The organism is Actinosynnema sp. CA-299493 (assembly GCF_050946825.1).
In the GTDB taxonomy this organism is placed as follows: Bacteria; Actinomycetota; Actinomycetes; order Mycobacteriales; family Pseudonocardiaceae; genus Actinosynnema.
Genome location: NZ_CP191993.1, coordinates 7,832,599 through 7,848,388 on the forward strand (window position 1 = coordinate 7,832,599; position 15,790 = coordinate 7,848,388).

General features: G+C 71.3%; 17 protein-coding genes. 6 read left to right on the forward strand and 11 right to left on the reverse strand.

From position 1 onward, the window contains the following. Nucleotides 1-8: 8 nt before the first annotated feature. From ACQPYE_RS33175 to rimO, 5 genes are all read right to left on the reverse strand, one after another. Nucleotides 9-872: a PspA/IM30 family protein gene (locus tag ACQPYE_RS33175; protein ID WP_498717036.1), complete on the reverse strand. Its 864-nt coding sequence runs from the start codon at nt 870-872 to the stop codon at nt 9-11. A gap of 283 nt (nt 873-1,155) precedes the next feature. After that, nucleotides 1,156-1,581, reverse strand: a complete 426-nt coding sequence (locus tag ACQPYE_RS33180; RefSeq protein ID WP_123746079.1) for a helix-turn-helix domain-containing protein — start codon at nt 1,579-1,581, stop codon at nt 1,156-1,158. A 156-nt stretch (nt 1,582-1,737) separates the two neighbouring features. After that, nucleotides 1,738-2,211: a CinA family protein gene (locus tag ACQPYE_RS33185; RefSeq protein ID WP_498717037.1), complete on the reverse strand. Its 474-nt coding sequence runs from the start codon at nt 2,209-2,211 to the stop codon at nt 1,738-1,740. Beyond that, complete coding sequence (pgsA, locus tag ACQPYE_RS33190; RefSeq protein WP_498723037.1) at nt 2,208-2,741, reverse strand: CDP-diacylglycerol--glycerol-3-phosphate 3-phosphatidyltransferase; 534 nt, start codon at nt 2,739-2,741, stop codon at nt 2,208-2,210. Before pgsA ends, ACQPYE_RS33185 begins: the two co-directional genes overlap by 4 nt. A gap of 47 nt (nt 2,742-2,788) precedes the next feature. Continuing rightward, nucleotides 2,789-4,165: a 30S ribosomal protein S12 methylthiotransferase RimO gene (gene rimO / locus ACQPYE_RS33195; protein WP_498723038.1), complete on the reverse strand. Its 1,377-nt coding sequence runs from the start codon at nt 4,163-4,165 to the stop codon at nt 2,789-2,791. A 461-nt stretch (nt 4,166-4,626) separates the two neighbouring features. Here rimO and ACQPYE_RS33200 point away from each other — a divergent pair, with 461 nt between their 5' ends. The 5 genes from ACQPYE_RS33200 (at nt 4,627) to ACQPYE_RS33220 (ending at nt 7,336) form a co-directional block, all read left to right on the forward strand. Then, nucleotides 4,627-5,127: an amino-acid N-acetyltransferase gene (locus ACQPYE_RS33200; RefSeq protein ID WP_498717038.1), complete on the forward strand. Its 501-nt coding sequence runs from the start codon at nt 4,627-4,629 to the stop codon at nt 5,125-5,127. 63 nt (nt 5,128-5,190) lie between these two features. After that, nucleotides 5,191-6,042 carry a MerR family transcriptional regulator gene (locus tag ACQPYE_RS33205; protein ID WP_498717039.1) on the forward strand — a complete coding sequence of 284 codons (852 nt, stop codon included), beginning with the start codon at nt 5,191-5,193 and terminating at the stop codon, nt 6,040-6,042. After that, on the forward strand, nt 6,039-6,338 hold the full coding sequence (locus tag ACQPYE_RS33210; protein WP_498717040.1) for a hypothetical protein: 300 nt from the start codon (nt 6,039-6,041) through the stop codon (nt 6,336-6,338). Before ACQPYE_RS33205 ends, ACQPYE_RS33210 begins: the two co-directional genes overlap by 4 nt. Further along, nucleotides 6,335-6,592 carry a hypothetical protein gene (locus ACQPYE_RS33215; RefSeq protein WP_498717041.1) on the forward strand — a complete coding sequence of 86 codons (258 nt, stop codon included), beginning with the start codon at nt 6,335-6,337 and terminating at the stop codon, nt 6,590-6,592. Before ACQPYE_RS33210 ends, ACQPYE_RS33215 begins: the two co-directional genes overlap by 4 nt. 312 nt (nt 6,593-6,904) lie before the next feature. Then, complete coding sequence (locus tag ACQPYE_RS33220; protein WP_498717042.1) at nt 6,905-7,336, forward strand: phospholipase; 432 nt, start codon at nt 6,905-6,907, stop codon at nt 7,334-7,336. Between the two features lie 139 nt (nt 7,337-7,475). Here ACQPYE_RS33220 and ACQPYE_RS33225 read toward each other — a convergent pair whose 3' ends face one another. Then, nucleotides 7,476-8,162, reverse strand: coding sequence for a glycoside hydrolase family 12 protein (locus ACQPYE_RS33225; protein ID WP_498717043.1), 687 nt, complete (start codon nt 8,160-8,162; stop codon nt 7,476-7,478). A 235-nt stretch (nt 8,163-8,397) separates the two neighbouring features. Continuing rightward, a complete protein-coding gene (locus tag ACQPYE_RS33230) occupies nt 8,398-10,860 on the reverse strand; it encodes an FtsK/SpoIIIE family DNA translocase (protein ID WP_498717044.1) in 2,463 nt (820 codons plus the stop codon). Nucleotides 10,861-10,990: 130 nt separating this feature from the next. On the opposite strand from ACQPYE_RS33230, the gene ACQPYE_RS33235 reads away from it, so the two are divergent. Beyond that, complete coding sequence (locus ACQPYE_RS33235; RefSeq protein ID WP_498717045.1) at nt 10,991-11,785, forward strand: lysophospholipid acyltransferase family protein; 795 nt, start codon at nt 10,991-10,993, stop codon at nt 11,783-11,785. 37 nt (nt 11,786-11,822) lie between these two features. On the opposite strand, the gene ACQPYE_RS33240 is transcribed toward ACQPYE_RS33235, so the two are convergent. The 4 genes from ACQPYE_RS33240 to dapA form a co-directional block, all read right to left on the reverse strand. Beyond that, nucleotides 11,823-12,350, reverse strand: coding sequence for a hypothetical protein (locus ACQPYE_RS33240; RefSeq protein ID WP_498717046.1), 528 nt, complete (start codon nt 12,348-12,350; stop codon nt 11,823-11,825). 232 nt (nt 12,351-12,582) lie between these two features. Then, nucleotides 12,583-13,152 carry a dienelactone hydrolase family protein gene (locus tag ACQPYE_RS33245; protein ID WP_498717047.1) on the reverse strand — a complete coding sequence of 190 codons (570 nt, stop codon included), beginning with the start codon at nt 13,150-13,152 and terminating at the stop codon, nt 12,583-12,585. 27 nt (nt 13,153-13,179) lie between these two features. Beyond that, nucleotides 13,180-14,862, reverse strand: a complete 1,683-nt coding sequence (locus ACQPYE_RS33250) for a ribonuclease J (RefSeq protein WP_498717048.1) — start codon at nt 14,860-14,862, stop codon at nt 13,180-13,182. After that, nucleotides 14,859-15,755, reverse strand: coding sequence for a 4-hydroxy-tetrahydrodipicolinate synthase (gene dapA / locus ACQPYE_RS33255; protein WP_498717049.1), 897 nt, complete (start codon nt 15,753-15,755; stop codon nt 14,859-14,861). Before dapA ends, ACQPYE_RS33250 begins: the two co-directional genes overlap by 4 nt. Nucleotides 15,756-15,790: the final 35 nt, after the last annotated feature.

Here is a 15,790-nt window from a genome sequence, read left to right on the forward strand (position 1 = left end):
CCACCCCCTCAGCCCTGGCTCGCCGGCGGGTTCTGCTGGATCTGCTGCGTCGGCTGCGCCTGCGTCTGCTGCACGCGCTGCTGGATCTCCTGCTGGATGCTCGCGCTCGCGCTGGCCGGCTGACCGCTCGTCACCTCGCCGGCGACCTTGCCGCCCGCCATCGACGCGCGGATCTGCTCCAGCCGGGAGTGGCCCGCCATCTCGGTGGTCGACTGCTGGACCTCCAGCATCCGGCCCTGCACCGAGTTCTGCGCCAGCTCCGCGGAACCGAGCGCGGTGGTGTACCGCTTCTCGATCTTGTCGCGGACCTCTTCCAGCGACGGCGTGTTGCCCGGCGCGGCCAGCTCGGTCATCTGGCGCAGCGAGTGGGAGACCTGCTCCTGCATCTTCGCCTGCTCCAGCTGGCTGAGCAGCTTCGTGCGCTCGGCGAGCTTGGTCTGCAGGACCATCGCGTTGCGCTCGACCGCCTGCTTCGCCTGCGTCGCCGCCTGCAACGCCTGGTCGTGCAGCGTCTTCAGGTCCTCGATGCTCTGCTCGGCGGTCACCAGCTGGGTGGCGAAGCCCTGCGCCGCCGTCTCGAACTGCGTCGCGCGCTGCTCGTCACCCTTCGACCTCGCCTCGTCGGCGAGCACGAGCGCCTGGCGTGCGGATGCCTGGAGCTTCTCCACTTCGCCGAGCTGGCGGTTGAGCTTCATCTCGAGCTGGCGCTGGTTGCCGATCACCGCGGCGGCCTGCTGCGACAGCGCCTGGTGCTGCCGCTGCGCCTCCTCGATGGCCTGCTGGATCTGCACCTTCGGGTCGGCGTGCTCGTCGATCTTGGACGAAAAAGCCGCCATGAAGTACTTCCATGCCTTCACGAAAGGGTTGGCCATCTCCTACGCCTGCCTTCTCCGCACTTCCCTGGCTCGCGCTCGTGATTGGCAACGACCCGGTGCCGGTGTTGGTTCCATCGTGTCAGTTGTCCCGCGCTGCTTCCACCGACCTGGGGAGATATCCGGGATCACCCTGAGTCACCCCCGACCTTCGTCGGCATGGTCATCCTGCCCGCTCGGCTCCCGGGGGACGCGGCGACCCCGTCCGGGGTTGCCAACTCGTTGCCAGCGCCGAAAGCCGAGCCGGTCGGACCGGCTCGGCTCAGGCTGGTGTGAGCTGGGGTTACGCCGCCACCACCGCGTTGCGCGGCTTGCTGATGGACGTGGACAGCCGATGCGTCAGCACGGGCTGCAACCGCAGGTCGGACAGGTCGTTGCCGATCACCGCGGGCACCATCGTGCCGCCCTCCAGGCCCGCCGACGCGGACGCGGGGGCCCGTTCGGTGAGCTCGGCCGGGGTCGGCACGGGGCGCTGGACGGCGCCGATGTCCGAGGCGACCAGGTGCAGCAGCTCCCACAGGGGCAGGTCCAACGCTTCGCAGATCGCGGCCAACAGCTCGCTGGACGCCTCCTTGCGGCCACGCTCCACCTCGGAGAGGTACCCCAGGCTGACGCGGGCGGTCCTGGAGACCTCGCGCAGCGTGCGGCGTTGGGTGGTGCGGGCATGGCGGAGCCGATCACCGATCGCCTCGCGTAGCAGCACGGTCATCGCGCGCCTCCTTCCGGCCGGCCGTGCCACCACGTTACCGACCCGTCCCGTCGACGGGCAGTGACTTCCCGACACGTCCGCCAAGGGCGAACGAGTGAACTCGTCGGTAAGTTCCCGCGTGCGTGTCCGGGTGTGACGGAGAACGCGCTGCTCACGTCACTCGACTGAGATCTTGAGGTGGTCGCGCAGGAGGGTCAGCGCCGCCATTGTCGAACTCTTGCGCACTTCGTCACGACCGCCACCGAGAGTGAGCGTCCGGACATCGGACCCGGACGGACCGGACAAACCGATGTGGACGGTGCCCGGTGCGACGCCGTCCTGCGGGTCGGGACCGGCCACACCGGTCAGCCCGAGGCCCCAGGTCGCGCCGCAGCGCTCCCGTGCGCCCTCGGCGAGCTGCCGGGCCACCTCGGGGTGCACGGCGCCGTGCTCGGCCAGCAGCGCCGCGTCCACGCCCGCGAGCGCGTGCTTGAGGTCCGTCGCGTAGACCACGAGCCCGCCGCGCACCACGGCGCTGGCCCCGGGCACGGAGGTCAGCTCGGCGGTCACCAGGCCCGCGGTCAGCGACTCGGCGGTGGCGACCGTCTCACCGCGTTCGGCGAGGGTCCGCACGACGTCGGCGGCGCTCACGCCCCGGCCACCGCCCGCTTGCCCCTGGCCCGCAGCCGGAACGCGCGGATGACGTAGTCGACGCCCGTGACCACGGTCAGCACCACGGCCGCGCCCATCGCGGTCACCGACACCGCGTCCAACCAGGACGGCAGCGGCAGCACGTACAGGCCGATGGCGACGATCTGGACGAGCGTCTTGGCCTTGCCGCCGCGGCTGGCCGGGATCACGCCGTGCCGGATGACCCAGAAGCGCAGCAGCGTGACGCCGAGCTCGCGGACCGCGATGACGACCGTCACCCACCACGGCAGCTCGCCGAGCAGGCTCAGGCCGACCAGCGCGGCCCCGGTCAGCGCCTTGTCCGCGATCGGGTCGGCGATCTTGCCGAAGTCGGTGATCAGCCCGTGCTTGCGGGCCAGGTTGCCGTCCACGTGGTCGGTGACCGACGCCACGGCGAACACCCCGAACGCGGCCAGCCGCCACCACGCCTGCCGACCGTCCTCCTGGAACAGGAAGTAGAGGAACACCGGCACGAGCGCCAGCCGGGACATCGTCAGCACGTTGGCGATGTTCAGCACCGGCACGCGCGCGGGTTCGGTCACCTCGGGAGCACCTCGATCGCTGTCACGACCAGGTCGACGCCCTCGGAGGCGTCGACCCGGCAGCGCACCAGGTCGCCGACCGCCAGGCCGTCGGCGTTGGTGATGACGCACTCGCCGTCGACCTCGGGCGCCTGGTGGGCGGCGCGGCCGACGCAGTCGCTCTCGTCGTCCTCCTCGGTCTCGACCAGGACGACGACCTCGTCGCCGACGCGGTCCTCGGCGCGCTGGGAGGTGAGCTCCTCGACCAGGTTGGAGATGCGGGCGACGCGCTCGGCGATGGTGTCGGCGTCCAGCTTGTCCGGCAGGTTCTCGGCCTCGGTGCCGTCCTCGTCGGAGTAGCCGAACACGCCGACCGCGTCCAGCCGGGCGGCGGTGAGGAAGCGCTCCAGCTCGGCCACGTCCGCCTCGGTCTCGCCGGGGAAGCCGACGATGACGTTGCTGCGGATACCCGCACGCGGCGCGAGGGAGCGGATCTGCTCGACCAGGCCGAGGAACGACTCGGTGGAGCCGAACCGGCGCATCCGGCGCAGCACGGACTCGCTGGAGTGCTGGAAGGACATGTCGAAGTAGTCGGCCACGCCGTCGGTGGTGGCGATGGCCTTGACCAGCGTGGGCTTGGTCTCGGCGGGCTGCAGGTAGGACACGCGGACGCGGTCGATGCCGGGCACCTTCGCGAGCCGCTGGAGCAGCAGTTCGAGGCCGCCCAGCTCGCGGGGCAGGTCCTTGGCGTAGGAGGTGGAGTTCTCCGAGACCAGGAACACCTCGCGCACGCCCTGCTCGGCCAGCCACATCGCCTCGGCCACGACCTCGTCCGGGTGGCGGGAGACGAACGCGCCGCGGAAGGACGGGATCGCGCAGAACGAGCAGCGGCGGTCGCAGCCGGAGGCGATCTTCAGGGGCGCCACGGGGGTGTCGGCGAGGCGGGTGCGCAGCACGCGCGGGCCCCAGCCGTGCCCCGGCACCTGCACCTCTTCGGCCGCCTTCGGCCGCTGCACGGGCGTGAGCGGCAGCAGGGTGCGCCGGTCGACCGGCTGGTGGGACTCGATGGTCTGACCGGCCAGGACGTCGTCCAGCCGGTCGGCGAGGTCGGTGTAGTGGTCGAACCCGAGCACGGCGTTCGCCTCGGGCAGGCTGTCGGCCAGCTCGGCGCCGTAGCGCTCGGCCATGCACCCGACCGCGACCACCTTCGCGCCGCTGTCGGCGGCGGCGAGGAGGGTGTCCACGGAGTCCTTCTTGGCGGACTCCACGAAGCCGCACGTGTTGACCACGACCACGTCGGCTTCGTCGTCGACCAACTCCCAGCCGCCGGCGGTGAGGCGGCCGGCGAGCTCTTCGGAGTCGACTTCGTTGCGGGCGCACCCGAGGGTCAGCATGGCGACGCGCTTGGACGTGGTGGGGGAAGACACGGTGCTCAGCGTAACCGCCGCCGCCCCCCTCCCCGTCCGCTCACCTCCACCGACCGCCGGGGCGGCCGTCGACTGCTCCCGCCGGGGTCCTCCCGAGGGTGGTCGACCACGGCTCGTCGAGCCGTGGTGACGTGATCCGGGCGGGCCGGGGCCCTCGGCGCAGCCGGGCGGGTTCCCGTCCGGGAACTCCAGGTAGCCGCCTTGGAGCACGTTGCCCGCGCCTGGTGGCCGTGGTACCCGGGCAGTCCCGGCCGCGGTCGTCCGGCCGGCTCGCCGGTGCGAGGCGGTGTCGTTGCGGACCGCACTCCAGCGCGAGCACGAGGGCGCGGGTGTTGTCCGGTTTCACATCCGGCACCACGCGCACGCGGCGCACGGCCGGACGTCGGGGTCGAGCGGGCGGTTCCTCGCACAGGGCCTACCTTTGGACCGTGAACGACTCGATCAACGTGCGTCGCGCCCGCACCGGCGACGTTCGGGCGATGAAGGCCCTCATCGACGCCTACGCCGGCAAGGTGCTGCTGTCCAAGCCGCTCGTCACGCTGTTCGAGGACATCCAGGAGTTCTGGGTCGCCGAGGAGGACGGGGTGGTCCTCGGGTGTGGCGCGCTGCACGTGCTGTGGGAGGACCTGGCCGAGATCCGCACGGTCGCCGTGTCGCCCGCGTCGTTGGGACGGGGCATCGGCCACCGGATCGTGCACCGGTTGATCGAGATCGCCCGGGAGCTGCAGTTGCAGCGGTTGTTCGTGCTGACCTTCGAGACGGGCTTCTTCGGCAAGCACGGGTTCGTGGAGATCGACGGCACGCCCGTCTCCCCCGAGGTCTACGAGGAGATCATGCGATCGGCCGACGAGGGCGTGGCGGAGTTCCTCGACCTCTCGTACGTGAAGCCGAACACCCTGGGCAACTCGCGCATGTTGCTGCACCTGTGACTCTTCGAGTGTTCACTCGAAGAGTCTTGACTCCACGAACGCCGACCCGCCAAGATCGGTGACGTGGAGCAGTTGACGGTCGACGAGTTGGCGGTCCGGGTCGGCCTGCCGGGCAGCACGATCCGCATGTACCAGACCAAGGGCGTCCTGCACCCGCCCCGCAGGCAGGGCCGCGTCGCCTACTACGACGCCTCCCACCTGGAACGCCTCACCCTCGTCCAACGCCTCCAATCCCGCGGCTTCTCCCTGCCCGCCATCGCCGAACTGGTCAAGGCGCGGGAGAAGGGCGCGAGCGTCGCGGCGGTGCTGGGGGTCGGCGAGGCGGAGGGCCCGGACGACTGGGTCCGGATCAAGGCCCGCGACATCAGCCGCCTGGTCCCGCTGGGCGACGTCCGACCGCGCGTCCTGCGCCGCGCCGTGCAGCTCGGCCTGGTCCGCTGGCGCCTCGGGTGGCCGCACGTGCGGCGCTGGGCCCTGGAGGCGGGCAACCGGCTCGCCGCGCTGAGCGTCCCGAGCGACGACGTGCTGGCCAAGTTCGCGAACCTGCGCACGGCCACCGACGGCATCGCGGCCGACTTCGTGGAGGTCTTCGAACGCCGGCTGTGGCCGCAGCTGGCGGACAACGCGGACCAGGACGACCAGCTCGACCGGATGCGCGCGTTGCTCGTCGAGCTGACCTACACCGCCGAGACGGTGGTGATCGGCACGCTGCGCGAGTCCATCCGCGAGGCCGCCGAGCAGTTCGCCCGCCGCCACCAACTGCTGCCGAGCGACGACTTCCAGCCAGCCTGGGCCGAGGAACCACTGCCCATCGCCGAACGTCTCATCGAGACGCACGAGGACGAGTTCCCCGACGAGCCGACGATCCAGCGGTTCCTGGACCGGGGCGACGACCACGAAGAGCCGGGCAGATGACCGCGCACCTCCCCGAGGCGCCCGGCGGCGGAGCACGGGTGCTGATCGAGCTGTTCGAGCCGGTACGGAGGGGTTCGGCTCGCCCGCTCGCGCACCCGGGGTCGCCGAGCCCGGCGGGCTCGACCGTGTCCGACGCGCCGCCGGACCTCGGCGCGCACGTCGTCGGCACGGAGCCCGCCGGGTTCGGCGAACACCTCCCGCTGCCGGACGGTGACGTCGTGGTGCGGGCGCAAGCGCTTGCCTCGGCCGCGACCGCGCCGCCGAGCTGTGTCCACGAACGGAGGGCGGCGGCGTGATCGCACTGATCGGCGCGGTGGTGGGACTGCGCGCGGGCTACCGGTACGACCGCTCGATCGGCAAGCACCCGTTGCCGTCGGGGGTGAAGCGGTTGGCGTTCTGGGTGCTGCTGTTCATCACCGAGTGTCTGGTGGTGCCGCCGGTGGTCGACGCGGTCGGTCCGGTGGTGTGGGTGGTGGTGTTCGGGTACGTGATGGCGGTGGGCCTGGCCGGGCCGTGGGTGTCGGAGTACTACCGCCGCCGCACGGCGTGACGGCGGTGCGGACCGACTGACCGCCTGACCGCCTGCGGCTGCGCGAAGTGCCGGCCGCCCGTGCCGTGGTCCCGGTGGACCAACCGGCGTTGGGCCGGCACACGCGGCCCGGTGGCCGGTTGGGCTCGCGCGGGGTGGGCGGTGCGGCGCAGCAGGTCTGCCTCCGGACGGCCCCGCAGCCGGTTGACGCCGGTGGGCGCGTGCCGGCGAACGTTCACCCGTCGTTGACGCGGTATGAGCCGATCGGGGCTGTCGGGCGTCGATCCCCGACCGGTAAGAACCCCTCACACCCGAAAATCGAGGGGAAGAACAGTGCTCGCGAAATCCCTGCGCAACGCTTTCACCGTCGTGCTCGCCTCGCTCGCCCTGCTGGCGGGAGCCGGTGTCGGCCAGGCGGCCATCAACGCGCCCGCCGTGACCGACGACTACGTCTTCAGCAAGTCCCTGTCCCAGTTCAGCACGCTGCGGACGCAGCGGCCGTACAGCGACCAGCTCGACTGGTCGTCGGACGGTTGTTCGTGGTCGCCGGACAACCCGTTCGGGTTCAAGTTCCTGCCGGCCTGCCACCGGCACGACTTCGGCTACCGCAACTACAAGCGGCAGGGGCGGTTCACCGAGACGACCCGGCTGAGGATCGACAACAACTTCAAGACCGACCTGTACCACCAGTGCGCGGGCAACTGGTCCTGCAACCGCACGGCGGACCTGTACTACCAGGCCGTGCGGGAGTTCGGCGCGAGCTGACGCACCACCTCCGCACCAGACCCCACCGCGCTCCGCTTCCGCGCGCCCTCGCAGGGGTCCCCGCCAAGGGGACCCCTGCTTTTATTGTGCCGGCGGGGTCCGACAAATCCGGGTGGCCGGCGGTGGGCGGGGTGGGGCGTCAGGTGGTGATCGAGAAGCTGTTGGACATGAAGTCCATGCCGCCCGACGAGGACGTGATCTCGAACCCGAACTGCACGTCTCCGACGGTCACGTCGCCGTACCAGCCGCGCGCGCCGATCCACTTCAGCACCGCCAGCACGTCGACGGTGCCGGCGTTGGTGTTGCCCGTGCGCACGAACGAGAACACGGCGTTGGAGCCGTTGGAGCCCCGGTACACGTCCCACGTGTGGCCGCCGACGGTGGCGGTGGCCTGCTTCGACCCGATCGGCCCGACCGCGCCCTGCTTGTTCACCCAGATCATGATCTCGTAGGCGTGGTTGTCGGCCCAGATGTCATAAGCAGTCGCGTACGCGCCCGAACCGGGCCGTGAGACGTTGAAGGAGCTGGACAGCCTGCTCAACCCGCTGAGCTTCCGGTTGACGGCCTTCGCCGAGTGGGGGTAGGACTTGACGCCGCCGGTGTTCGGGTGGTTGGCCCACACGCCCCAGTTGCCGTAGGAGTTCGCCCAGATCGACTGGAACCCGGCGCCGGAGCCCCAGATGTTGTTGCGGACGGTGTACCCGCCGTTGGACCACGTGCCCCACTGGTCGCTCGACGACCAGGCCGCGGCTTGCGCGACCCCGGTGGAGCCGAGGAGGAATCCCACCAACGCGACCGCCACCGCGGCCGAACGCATCCTGTTCATGGCGCTTCTTCCCGGGCAACGCTGCCCCTGTCGTCGCACCCACTGTCGAATCGCTTCGACTGAACGGGCGCGGAATACCTGGCGGTGCGGCGGTGGATGAGCGGACTATCGCAGCCCGATGAGCCCCGGGTCAATGCCCGACAATGCCGTCCGGCGCGTTCGACCGATTCGACCGCCGATTCGACCGCGCATTCGACCGGCCATTCGACATCGCCGAAAAGACCGACGGGCGCGGTCAGTCGTCCCCGTCGTCGTCCGGACCGGACCCGCCGCGGATCAGGTAGACGAGCGAGTCCAGCTCGTCCGGCTTGATCAGGACCTCACGGGCCTTCGAGCCTTCCGACGGCCCGACGACGCCGCGCGTCTCCAGCAGGTCCATGAGCCGGCCGGCCTTGGCGAAGCCGACCCGCAGCTTGCGCTGCAACATCGACGTCGAGCCGAACTGCGACGTGACGATCAGCTCGGCCGCCTGGATCAGCACCTCCAGGTCGTCGCCGATGTCGGCGTCGATCTCCTTCTTCTCGCCCGCCTTGGCCGCCGTGACGCCGTCGGTGTACTCGGGCTGCGCCTGGTCCTTGGCGAAGTTGACGATCTCGGAGATCTCGTCGTCCCCCACGTACGCGCCCTGGACGCGCACCGGCTTCGAGGCGCCCATCGGCAGGTACAGGCCGTCGCCCATGCCGATCAGCTTCTCCGCGCCCGGCTGGTCCAGGATGACCCGCGAGTCGGTCAACGACGACGTGGCGAACGCCAGCCGTGACGGCACGTTCGTCTTGATCAGGCCGGTCACCACGTCCACCGACGGCCGCTGCGTCGCCAGCACCAGGTGGATGCCCGCCGCACGCGCCTTCTGCGTGATCCGGACGATCGCGTCCTCGACGTCGCGCGGCGCGGTCATCATCAGGTCGGCCAGCTCGTCCACGATCGCCATGATGTAGGGGTAAGGCCGGTAGACGCGCTCGCTGCCCGGCGGCGCGGTGATCTCGCCCGACTTGACCTTCCGGTTGAAGTCGTCGATGTGCCGCACCCGGTTGACCTGCATGTCCTGGTAGCGCTGCTCCATCTCCTCGACCAGCCAGGCCAGCGCGGCGGCGGCCTTCTTGGGCTGGGTGATGATGGGCGTGATCAGGTGCGGGATGCCCTCGTACGGCGTCAGCTCGACCATCTTCGGGTCGATCAGGATCATCCGGACCTCGTCCGGGGTGGCGCGCGCCAGCAGGGACACCAGCATCGAGTTCACGAAGCTCGACTTGCCGGAGCCCGTGGAGCCGGCCACCAGCAGGTGCGGCATCTTGGTCAGGTTCGCGGTGACGAAGTGGCCCTCGATGTCCTTGCCCAGCCCGATGACCATCGGGTGGTTGTCCTTCACCGTGGACGGCGAGCGCAGCACGTCGCCCAGCCGCACCATCTCGCGGTCGCTGTTGGGCACCTCGATGCCGACCGCGGACTTGCCGGGGATCGGCGCCAGCAGCCGCACGTTGTCCGTGGCGACCGCGTAGGCGATGTTCTTGGTCAGCGCGGTGATCTTCTCGACCTTCACGCCCGGGCCGAGCTCCACCTCGTACCGGGTGACGGTCGGGCCGCGGGTGAAGCCGGTGACCTGGGCGTCGATGGAGAACTGGTCGAGGACGCCGGAGATGGCCTCGATCATCACGTCGTTGGCCTTGCTGCGGGCCTTCGGCGCGTCGCCGTCCTTGAGGATGGTCGGCGGCGGCAGCCGGTAGTCGCCCTCGACCGCGCGCACGGCGATCGCGGCGGGCTTCGGCGTCTCGGGGGTCGCCTTCGGCTTAGGCGCGGGCCTGACCGGCAGCGGTGGCGGCTCTTCGTCCAGCGGCAGCTCGGGCTGCTCGTCGTCGGCGGCGGTCGGGCCGGCGGCGACGACCTGGCGGCGGCTGCGGGGCGAACGGCGCAGCTTGGCCGGCTTCTCCTCCGGCTCGGGCTCGACCTCCGCCTCCTCGGCGCCGAAACCGTCGAGCTGGTCGGGCTTGCGGTGCAGGAGGCCGCCGAGCCTCCCGGGCACGTCGCGGATCGGCACGTGCACGAGCAGCAGCACGCCGTAGGCGAAGATCAGCACGAGCAGCGGCCCGGCGACCCAGGACGTGAGGCCCTGCGCGAGGAAGCCGCCGGAGAGGTAGCCCAGCGCGCCACCGGCGTCACGGCGGGCGAGCGGGTCCGCCGGCAGGCCGCCGACGAGGTGGAACATGCCGAGGAACCCGACCGCGACCAGGATCGAGCCGATCACCAGGCGGGGCCGCGCCTCGGGGTTCGGGTCGGTGCGCATGAGCGTCACGCCGATCGCCAGCAGCACCACGGGGAAGATCACGGCCGGGCCGCCGACGGAGCTGCGCACGGCCACGTCGACCCACTGGCCGACCGGGCCGCCCGCCCGCCACCACACGCCGGCGGCGGTGATCACGGCCAGCGCGATGAGCACCAGCGCCAAGCCGTCACGGCGGTGCGCGGGGTCGAGTTCCTTGCCACGGCCCGCCGCGCGGACCACCGAGCCGACGCCGCGGCCGAGCAGGCCCCAGACCCTGCCGACGGAGCCGGCGGACTTCTTCGCCGGCGGACGCCGGGCGGGTGACCGCTTCGAGGCCGGTCGGGACGCTCCGGCGCGGGAGGCGCCCGCCCGGGCCTTCGACCCGGAACCGGTGCTGCGGGTCGTGCCCTTGCGAGAGGTCCCAGTTCGGCCGGCCATGGTGTATACGGTAGTCCCTCTGGCCTCAGCGGCCCCAACGTTCACGGCCGACGTGACGTGCGCTGCTCGACGCCCATGGTTGCCCGGAACCCGGTGCGCCGACACCTCGACACGCCGTAACCTGCCCGTCGTGTCCACACCACTGCTGTGGCGCGTGCTGACCGCCGTCGACCAAGGGGTCGTCGGTCTCAGCGGACGACTCGAAGTCACCGGCGACATCCCGGCGGACCTCAGGGGACGTCCCCTGCTGCTCGCGTCCAACCACATCGGCAACCTCGACCCGTTCGTGCTCATCGCGGCGTGCCGCAAGATCGGTGTCGCGCCCCGGTTCCTGCTCGCGGGCGGGTTGCTCGACGCACCGGTCCTCGGGCCGTTGCTGAAGGCGTCCGGCCACGTGCGCGTCGACCGCTCGGCCGCGGACGTCGGCGACGCGTACCACCGCACCGTCGACGTGCTGCGGCGCGGCGGCGACCCGATCGCGATGTACCCGGAGGGCCGGATCAGCCTCGATCCCGGGCTGTGGCCGGAACGCGGCAAGACGGGTGCGGCGAGGTTGGCGCTCAGCGGCGGGATCCCGGTGGTGCCGGTGAGCCAGTGGGGCGCGCACGAAGCCGTCTACTGGGGCAACACGCACGTCACCGGGTGGGCGGACGCCAAGCCCTACCTCACGTCCTACGCGCGTGGTCTGCGGAAGCGGCCGACGTTCAAGGTGCACTTCGGCAAGCCGGTGGACCTGTCGGGGCTGGAGGACGGCAAGCCGGGCGACGCGCGGCGGGCGCACGAGCGGATCATGCGCGCCATCACCGCGGGCCTGGCGCCGCTGCGGCCGGACGAGCCGGACCTGCCGAAGTTCCACGACCCCACGCGACCGACGACGGGCAAGAGCCCGTGGCGCCCGGCGACCGACGACGGTGGCATGACCTGACCGGTCCACCGTGGACGGTGGACCGGACGCCCGGCGGTCAGATCGTGAACGACGGGCTCTGCAGCTCGGGGAACTCCGTGATCACGCCGTCCGGCCACTCCACGGCCCCGACCGCGGCCATGAAGTAGGTCGCACGGACGTAGGGCGACACGGAGGCGTTGGTGTTGACCTGGATCGTGGACGTGTCGTAGTCGCTCGCGACGGCCACGAGCGTGTTGTTCCGGACCACGCCGACGATGACCTCCAGCTGGAGCATGACGTGGCTGCAGTTCAGCCAGCCCGGCCCCTGCACACCGCCGCCGGAGCCCCCGTACCACCGGCCGGGGTTGCTCACCGTCAACGTGCACGACCACGCGCCGCGGGTGATGGTGTTCGTGGCCTGGATGGAGATCGCCGAGCCCGTCAGGCCCACCGCCTGCCCGGTGATGACCGACCGCGGCGCGGTCACGACGCCGGCCTCCGCCCGGGCGACCGGACCGATCACCACGGCCGCCGAGATCGCCAGCAAGAAAGCCGCCGACCGGGTCAGGAAGGCGCCTGTTCTTCGTCCACGAGTTGTGCCCATGATGTGCCCACCATTCGGTCGTGAATCGCGAATTCGGTGTTTCCGCGCACACCGTAACCACCCGCGATTCACCGGCACATGCGGCGAACGAGTGCCGACCGATCGGCGCGCGACCGGAAGGAAATCGCCGATCACCCATCCGTTCCGCGCCGGAACGGCCATTCGCCGGTAAACGGCATCCGCACATCGCGGGCGACCGGATCCTGCGGCTCCACGTGCGCGACCGGACCACTCATTTCAAGAACGCGAGCACGCGCTCCATCATGAGCACGGCGGCCACCTCGTCGTACGACGACAGGCTCCGGTCGGCGAACAGGTGCCGGTCGCCGGGGTAGAGGAACAGCTCCCCGTCCGCCGCGCCCGCGACCAGCGCCCGCGCCGCGTCGAGGTCGCCGTCGGCCACGAACAGCTCGTCCGCGGCCATGGCGTGGACCTGCACCGGCACGCTCGCGGGCCACGCCTCGCCGAACTCCGTCACCGGCACGCAGGCGCTGACCAGCAGCGCGCCCGCGGCACCCGGTTTGGTCTGGGCCAGCAGCTGCGCGGGCAGCACGCCCAGCGAGAACCCCAGGTAGACGACGTCGGTGGGCAGTCCCTCGGCGGCGAGGCGACCGCGTTCGGCGATCGTGCCGAACCCGACCTGCTCCGCGTAGTCGAGGCCGTCGCCCAGGTCGACGAAGACCCGACCCTCGAACAGGTCCGGCACGTGCACGGTGTGCCCGGCCTCCGCCAGGTGCTCGGCGAAGGCCTCGACACCGGGCGTCAGCCCGTGCCCGTGGTGGAACAGCACGATCTCGGCCACGTCACGCCCCTCCCGCCGCGAGGCGGTTCAGTTCACCGGGATGATGGTCGGCACGATCATCGGACGCCGGCGGTAGGTCTCGGCGACCCAGCGGCCCACCACGCGGCGCACGGCCTGCGCGATGCGGTGGGAGTCGGTGATGCCCTCGGCCTCCGTGCGGGACAACTCCATCTCGACCAGGGACACCGCCTGGTCCAACGCCTTGGGGTCGTCGGAGAAACCCCGGCCGGACACGGTCGGCGGCGCGACCGCGCGACCGCTGCCGGAGTCGACGGCCACGGTGATCGCGATGAACCCGCCCTCTCCGAGCACGAGCCGGTCGGACAGGGTCGACTCGCCGACGTCGCCGACCGACAGGCCGTCCACGTAGACGTGGCCGACCTCGACCTTGCCGCTGATCGCCGCCTTGCCGTCGACCAGGTCGACCACCACGCCGTCCTCGGCGATGACGACCTGCTCCGCGGGCACGCCCGTGGCCACGGCCAGCGCCGCGTTCGCCCGCAGGTGCCGCCACTCGCCGTGCACCGGCATGACGTTCGACGGCCGCACCGCGTTGTAGAGGAACAGCAGCTCGCCGGCCGGCGAGTGCCCGGACACGTGCACCTTGGCGTTGCCCTGGTGCACGACCGTCGCGCCCAGCCGCGCCAGGCCGTTCACCACGCCGAACACCGCGTTCTCGTTGCCCGGGATCAACGACGACGCCAGCACGATCGTGTCACCGGCCCTGATCGAGATCTGCCGGTGCTCGCCGCGCGCCATCCGCGACAACGCCGACAGCGGCTCGCCCTGCGACCCGGTCGACACGAACATGACCTCGTCCTCGGGCATCTCCATCGCCTCGTTGAGGTCGACGAACAACCCGGCGGGCACGTTCAGGTAGCCGAGCTCCGCCGCGATGCCCATGTTGCGCACCATCGACCGCCCGACCAGCGCGACCCGCCGCCCGTGCTGCACGGCGACGTCCAGCACCTGCTGCACCCGGTGCACGTGGGAGGCGAAGCACGCGACGATCACCCGCTGGTTGGCCTTGCGGACCACGTTCTCCAGCACCGGCCCGATCTCGCGCTCGGGCGCGACGAACCCCGGCACCTCGGCGTTGGTCGAGTCGACCAGGAACAGGTCGACGCCCTCGTCGCCGAGCCGGGAGAACCCGGCCAGGTCGGTGAGCCTGCCGTCGAGCGGCAGCTGGTCGAGCTTGATGTCGCCGGTGTGCAGCACCAGCCCGGCGGTCGTGCGGACGGCGACCGCCACCGCGTCCGGGATGGAGTGGTTGACCGCGAAGAACTCCAGCTCGTACGGGCCGTGCGAACGCCGGTCGCCGTCGGTGATCTCGATCAGCCGGGGCGTCTGGCGGTGCTCCCGGCACTTGGCCGCGAGCAGCGCCAGCGTGAACCGCGAGCCGACCACCGGCAGGTCGGGGCGCAGCTTCAGCAGGAACGGCACCGCGCCGATGTGGTCCTCGTGCCCGTGGGTGAGCACCAGGGCCTCGATGTCGTCCAGCCGGTCCTCGATGGCCCGGAAGTCCGGGAGGATCAGGTCGACGCCGGGCTGGTCGTCCTCGGGGAAGAGCACGCCGCAGTCCACGACGAGCAGCCGGCCGGCGTGCTCGAACACCGTCATGTTGCGGCCGATCTCGCCAATTCCACCCAGTGCGACGACGCGCAGACCTCCGTCGGGCAGTGCGGGCGGGGGTGAGCTCGGGTTGATCACGCGTTGACTCCCAATTCAGCCTCGACGGCCTCGATGTCCTCGGTGGAAGCGGGTACCAGCGGCAGCCTCGGGTCGCCGACGTCGAGGCCGCGCAGGCGCAGCGCGGTCTTGGCGTAGGTGACGCCGGGCATCCGGCTGAAGGGGCGCAGCAGCGGCAGCAGCGCCTGGTGGGTGGCGGTCGCGCCGGCGACGTCGCCGGCCTCGAACGCGTCGAGCAGGTCGCGCAGCCGGTCCGCGGCGATGTGCGAGATGACGCTGACGAAGCCGACCGCGCCGACCGACAGCCACGGCAGGTTCAGCGGGTCGTCACCGGAGTAGTAGGCCAGGTCGGTGGCCGCGATGACCTTGCTGCCCGCGAGCAGGTCGCCCTTGGCGTCCTTCACCGCGACGATGCGCGGGTGCTCGGCGAGCCGCAGCAGGGTCGGCACCTCGATGGGGATCACCGTGCGCGGCGGGATGTCGTACAGCATCACCGGCACGCCGACCTGGTCGGCCACGGTGGTGAAGTGCGCGAACACGCCGTCCTGGGTGGGCCGCGAGTAGTACGGGGTGACCAGCAGCAGGCCGTGCGCGCCCGCCGCCTCCGCCTGCTTGGCCAGGTGCACGCTGTGCGCGGTGTCGTACGTGCCCGCGCCGGCGACCACGGTGGCGCGGTCGCCGACCGCCTCGACCACGGCGCGGACCAGGTCGGCCTTCTCCGCGTCGCTGGTGGTCGGGCTCTCGCCGGTGGTGCCGTTGACCACGAGACCGTCGTTGCCCAGCTCGACCAGGTGCTCGGCGAGCCGCTGCGCCTTGGCCAGGTCCACCGCCCCCTCCGCGTCGAACGGGGTGACCATGGCGGTGAGCACGCGGCCGAACGGGCGGCCGGGCGAGGCGGTAGGACTTCCGGTCATGGCCGGAAATCTACCGCGTCACCCTCGGCAAGCTG

Bases quoted from the DNA above. Each gene is read 5' to 3' on its own strand.
- ACQPYE_RS33175 (WP_498717036.1), bottom strand. From the start codon at position 872: ATGGCCAACCCTTTCGTGAAGGCATGGAAGTACTTCATGGCGGCTTTT.
- ACQPYE_RS33180 (WP_123746079.1), bottom strand. From the start codon at position 1,581: ATGACCGTGCTGCTACGCGAGGCGATCGGTGATCGGCTCCGCCATGCC.
- pgsA (WP_498723037.1), bottom strand. From the start codon at position 2,741: ATGTCCCGGCTGGCGCTCGTGCCGGTGTTCCTCTACTTCCTGTTCCAG.
- rimO (WP_498723038.1), bottom strand. From the start codon at position 4,165: ATGCTGACCCTCGGGTGCGCCCGCAACGAAGTCGACTCCGAAGAGCTC.
- ACQPYE_RS33210 (WP_498717040.1), top strand. From the start codon at position 6,039: ATGACCGCGCACCTCCCCGAGGCGCCCGGCGGCGGAGCACGGGTGCTG.
- ACQPYE_RS33225 (WP_498717043.1), bottom strand. From the start codon at position 8,162: ATGAACAGGATGCGTTCGGCCGCGGTGGCGGTCGCGTTGGTGGGATTC.
- ACQPYE_RS33230 (WP_498717044.1), bottom strand. From the start codon at position 10,860: ATGGCCGGCCGAACTGGGACCTCTCGCAAGGGCACGACCCGCAGCACC.
- ACQPYE_RS33240 (WP_498717046.1), bottom strand. From the start codon at position 12,350: ATGGGCACAACTCGTGGACGAAGAACAGGCGCCTTCCTGACCCGGTCG.
- dapA (WP_498717049.1), bottom strand. From the start codon at position 15,755: ATGACCGGAAGTCCTACCGCCTCGCCCGGCCGCCCGTTCGGCCGCGTG.